At 67.9% G+C, this 4,553-nt stretch carries 3 protein-coding genes; all 3 read right to left on the bottom strand.

The window, feature by feature from the left end; all coding sequences use genetic code 11:
• The coding region (locus ACE3UY_RS08480) for a cation:proton antiporter (RefSeq protein WP_374687107.1) at positions 1–1,073 on the bottom strand (1,073 nt) is incomplete at its 3' end.
• On the bottom strand, positions 1,066–2,871 hold the full coding sequence (locus ACE3UY_RS08475) for an aconitase X (RefSeq protein WP_374687106.1): 1,806 nt from the start codon (positions 2,869–2,871) through the stop codon (positions 1,066–1,068). The genes ACE3UY_RS08480 and ACE3UY_RS08475, both read right to left, overlap by 8 nt.
• Positions 2,872–3,025: 154 nt before the next feature.
• Positions 3,026–4,342, bottom strand: a complete 1,317-nt coding sequence (locus tag ACE3UY_RS08470; RefSeq protein ID WP_374687105.1) for a UbiD family decarboxylase — start codon at positions 4,340–4,342, stop codon at positions 3,026–3,028.
• Between the last annotated feature and the right edge of the window lie 211 nt (positions 4,343–4,553).

Below are 4,553 nucleotides of genomic sequence, written 5' to 3'. Positions count from 1 at the left end.
GCGACCGAGGCCACGATTAAGCCCACTTCGCCGCGCGAGACCATACCGACGCCCAGCCGCAGGGCGTCCAGCCGGTTGAAGCCGGCGATGAGCGCGCCGAGGCCGCTGCCGATCAGCTTGCTCAAGATGGCAAAGAGCGTCAGGACGAGCGCGAAGACCCACGCGCTGCCGCTGATGTCGCGCAGGTTGGCCTGCAAGCCGATGTTGACCAGAAAGACGGGCACGAAAAGGCCGTAGGCCAGCGCGGCGATGCCCGACTCGATTTCGCTGACGTGGGCCGTGCGGGCCAGCATCAGTCCGGCCAGGAACGCCCCGGTGATGGCCGCCACGCCGCCCAACGCCTCCGAGGCCCAGGCGAACAGGAAGCAGGTCACCAGGGCGAACGCCGTGACGCCCTGGCTGATGGGCAGATCGCTGACGACCTCCAGCAGGCGCGGCAGCACGAACAGCCCCACGGGAATAGCCACGGCCAGAAAGAGCGCCATGCGCAGCAGGATGAGGCCGACGTTGCCGCCGCCGCCCTCGCCGCCCAGCAGCACCGAGGCCGCCGACAGCAGCAGGATGACCAGAATGTCATCGAACACGGCCGCGCCCAGCAGCCCGATGCCAACGCGGCTGCGCAGGACGCCCAACTCCATGAGCGTCTGGGCCGAGATGCTGACGCTGGTGGCCGACAGGGCCAGGCCGATGAAAGCCGCCTCAGCCGTGTCCGCGCCGAAGAGGCGCGCCAAACCAAAGCCGCCGGCCAGCGGCACAATGACGCCCAGTGTGCCGCTCAGGGCGGCCACGTTGCCCGATTTCACCAGTTCGTGCAACTCCAGCTCTAGCCCGGCCAGGAACATGAGCAGCAGGACGCCGATCTCGGCGAAGAGCGTCAGCGAGCCGGTCAGGTGGCTGTCGCCAGCGAACAGCGGCCAGGCCAGCAGGTTCAGCACGGTTGGCCCCAGTACCAGGCCGACGAGCAGCTCGCCCAAGACCGACGGCTGGCCGAGCCGCATGCTGGCGTAGCCGCTGGCTTTGGCGGCGACGATGATGATGACCGCCACCAACAGAAAGACTAGAAGCTCACTCACGGCCCATACCCCCTTCCAGGATACGCAGCCGCACCACGCCGCCGCGCCGGGACAACTCGACCGTATCGCCCGTTTGCACCAGATGGTTCACGTCGGCGTCGAAGCCGTAGGCGTAGGGAATGCCCTCCAGCGAGCAGGCCGGGGCCGTCTGCTGATCCACCTCGGTGTTGATGATGGCGACGGGCGCGACGCCGCGGTAATACAGCTCGAGCAGGACGTAGGGGGCGACGCTGGAGCCGGTTCCACGCGGGAAGATGGCGACCTTGCCGGCGAGGCTCTGGCCATCGGCCGGATGGCCCTCCTCCTCGATGACGCCCGTCTCGCGGTTGACGTAGCCCAGGAAGGTGAGCGGCGCGTCCGTCACCAGCGCCTTGCCAGTCACGGTGAAATCCCCCTGCGACGGCAAGCCGCGGCCGAGGCTGCTGAAGCCGGCCCGCGACGACCGACCGCCGGTTATGTACGGGCGAGTTTCAAACCCGCTCCTACGAGAGGCGGCATCCTTGTACGGGTGGGTTTCAAATCCGCCCCTACCACCGACTACTACCTCCCCCGTCGCCACCGCCACACAGTCAGCCAGTCGCATAACGGACGTGGGAATGCCGTTCAGCGCCGACTTGATGTAATGCTCGGCCTTCATGGAGTTGGTCAGCACGTGGCGCACCCAGGACTGGTCATAGGGCACGACCTCCGGGCAGGTGTTTTCCAGCAGCAGCGCGCCGCTGCCGCGGATGGCGTCAGCCAGGCCCGTCCGCTCGGCAATGGCCTTGGCGGCGGCCGAGGTGAAGACCCACAGCGGCGGCGGTTGGCCCGGCCCGGCCGGGTCGGCCGAGACGCGCCGGCCGCGCAACAGGCCGGCGATGGCCCGCAATTCGCCGATCGAGGCCTGCGGGCAGCCCAGCACGACCAGCGACACGGGCGCGCGCGGCCGGAGCTCGTCATAGCGCCCGGCCAACTCCGCCTCGCCAAAAGTCAGATAGTCCTGGGCGTCGGCCGGCATCTCGTCCGGGCCGGCCAGGTAGAGCAAGGGGCAGCCGTAGTTGGCCGCGGCGGCCGTCAGCGCTTTGCGCTGTTCGTGCGACAGGGTCGCCGGCAGGCCGCTGATGGCCGGGATGGGGCCGTAAGGCATGCGCCAGCCGGGGCGGCGCTGCTTGCCGATCCAGTCGCCCAGCACAGAGAAGTCGGTCGGGTCATCCAGCGGCGCGGTCACGGTGACGGCCAGGTTGGGCCGCCGCGCCTCTTCGCCCAGCAGGCCGTACTCCGGGGCGTAGCCCGTCAGGGCGCAGGCCAGCGCCGACAGGCCGGACTCGCGGTTGGTGCGCAGGCCGCAATACGAGTTGGCGTAGCAGATGGCGTTCGATTCAGCCCAGGCGGCCGGGGCGTCGGGCGCTTGGGGCAGCACCCCCTCCCACTCGTAGGGCACGCACGACTGAATGGGGCGCACGCCCAGCCGGGTGTAGAGGGCGATGATTTCGCGGTGGTGGTCGAGAAAGTCCGGCTCGACGATGCGCATGGCCGGAAATTGGGCCTCGTCGCAGCCGGCGGCGTTGAGCGTGGTCGGCACGGCGACCCCCTGGCCGGGATCCTCGGCCAGCCGGGCCAGGAAGAGGCGCAACCCCAGCCCGCCCGTCAGCGGCGACACGCCGGAGAGATGGGCGCTGGCGATGGGCGTCAGCCGCTCCGCGCCGGCCATGGCAGCCAGGTCGAGCAGCAGGCGCATGCCCATCTGGCGGGCCCGTCCGCGCTCCCCGGCCAGCATGGCCCGCTGTTCGTCGTTCAACTGGATTGCGCCTTGTGTCATTTCATGCCTTTTAAGAATCCGCAGATTTCGCAGATTACGCAGATTAAGAAGCTCACGCCAAGAGCGCAAAGGACGCCAAGAGCGCCAAGGCTTTATATCTCTTTGCGTTCTTGGCGATCTTAGCGTACTTTGCGTGAGCCTCTTAATCTGCGGATCATTTCTTCAGATAATGGCTCAACTCGACCGGCCCGTATTGGCCGCGCTCATACTTGTCCCGGTCGGCGTCCCAGGGGATGGTGCAGTCAAGCCCCATCTTGGCCGTACGGCTCTTCTGGCCGGGGACGTGCGTGCCGGATGGGTCGAGCGAGCTGCCGGGCTGGTCGGAGTAGACGTACAGGTCACGGTCGGCCTGGAAGCGGGTCGCCAGCGCCCATTCGACCTGGGCCGGGTCGTAGATATCTACGTCGGCGTCCACGACCCAGACGTGTTTGAGCGAGCCGTGGCCGCGGAAGGCGGCCTCGATGGCCTGGCGGCCGTCGTCCGGCCCCTGCTTGTCGATCTGGACGACGGCATGGAGCCAGGACGCGCCGCCGGGGGTGATGACCGCGCCGGTGCAGCGGGCGACCTTGTTGACCTCGGCGAAGATGGTCGGTTCTTTGGGCATGCCCATCAGCAGCTTGTGCTCCAGCCCGCCGGGCAACAGGGCGTGATAGATAGGGTCGCGGCGGTGGGTGATCAGGTCGATCTCGATAACCGGCTGCATGCGGGTGATGTCCATCGTCTCGGTCAGGTCCATGAACGGCCCTTCGTCCACCAGCCGCTTGGTGATGCGCCCTTCGAGGACGATCTCGGCGTCAGCCGGCACGGCCAGGTTGTTGGTCAGGCACTTGACCAGCGGCGTGGGGGCCAGGGCATGGGCCACGCTCAACTCGTCCACACCGGGCGGCGGCGACATCGAGGCGGCCAGGTGGACGGCCAGCGACACGCCGATGCAGATGGCGACGGGCAGGTCGCCCTCTGTCTTGCGCCAGGCGTTGTAGGTTCCGCGGTTCTCCACGATACGGGCGGCGAAGCGGCGCTCATCCAGCCGCAGCAGGCGGTGGTAGCACATATTCCGGCCGAGGTCGGGGTCTTCGATGACGACGACGTTGCTGGCGACGTAGTGGCCGGCGTCCTGCGGTAGGTGGAGCAGGATGGGCAGGTCGAACAGGTTGACGGCCTCGACGACGACCTCCTGGCAGGGGGCGGCCTCCACCAGCGGCGGCGCGACCGGCGCGTCGAGGGCTTGCGCCAGGTGGTGCATCAGTTGGGGGACGGGCACACTCAGGGCCATGCTGAAGTATTTACGGTCGGAGCAGGGGCCGGCGCAGATGCGCCAGCCAGGATAGCCCGCGACGTGGTTGAACAGCACCGGCCGGCCCTCCAGGGCGTGGGCGACGTTGGCGGTCTCGAAGTCGGTGTGGACGGGCGTGTCGATGGCGACCAGGTCGCCGCTGGCCGCCGCGCTGTCGATGAAACGGCGAAAGCTCATGGGTTGTCCTCTCCGGAGGATTATAGCGGAGGGGGGCGCGTTGGGCGATTCCGGCCGCAAGGGCGACCCGCTTTCCGAAGTGAGTTGCCCTTGTATAATGGAGGCGAGGACAAAGCACCATGAATCCATTCTCAAGCTTCCTCCGCCAATGGTCGCCGGACGACGAGTTTGGCGCGTTCGTCGAACAGTGGGACCGGCTGGAGCGGGTGGT

It is taken from the genome of Promineifilum sp. (SeqCode) (assembly GCF_041918635.1).
Classification (GTDB): domain Bacteria; phylum Chloroflexota; class Anaerolineae; order Promineifilales; family Promineifilaceae; genus Promineifilum.
This window is presented reverse-complemented; position numbering and strand designations above follow the sequence as displayed.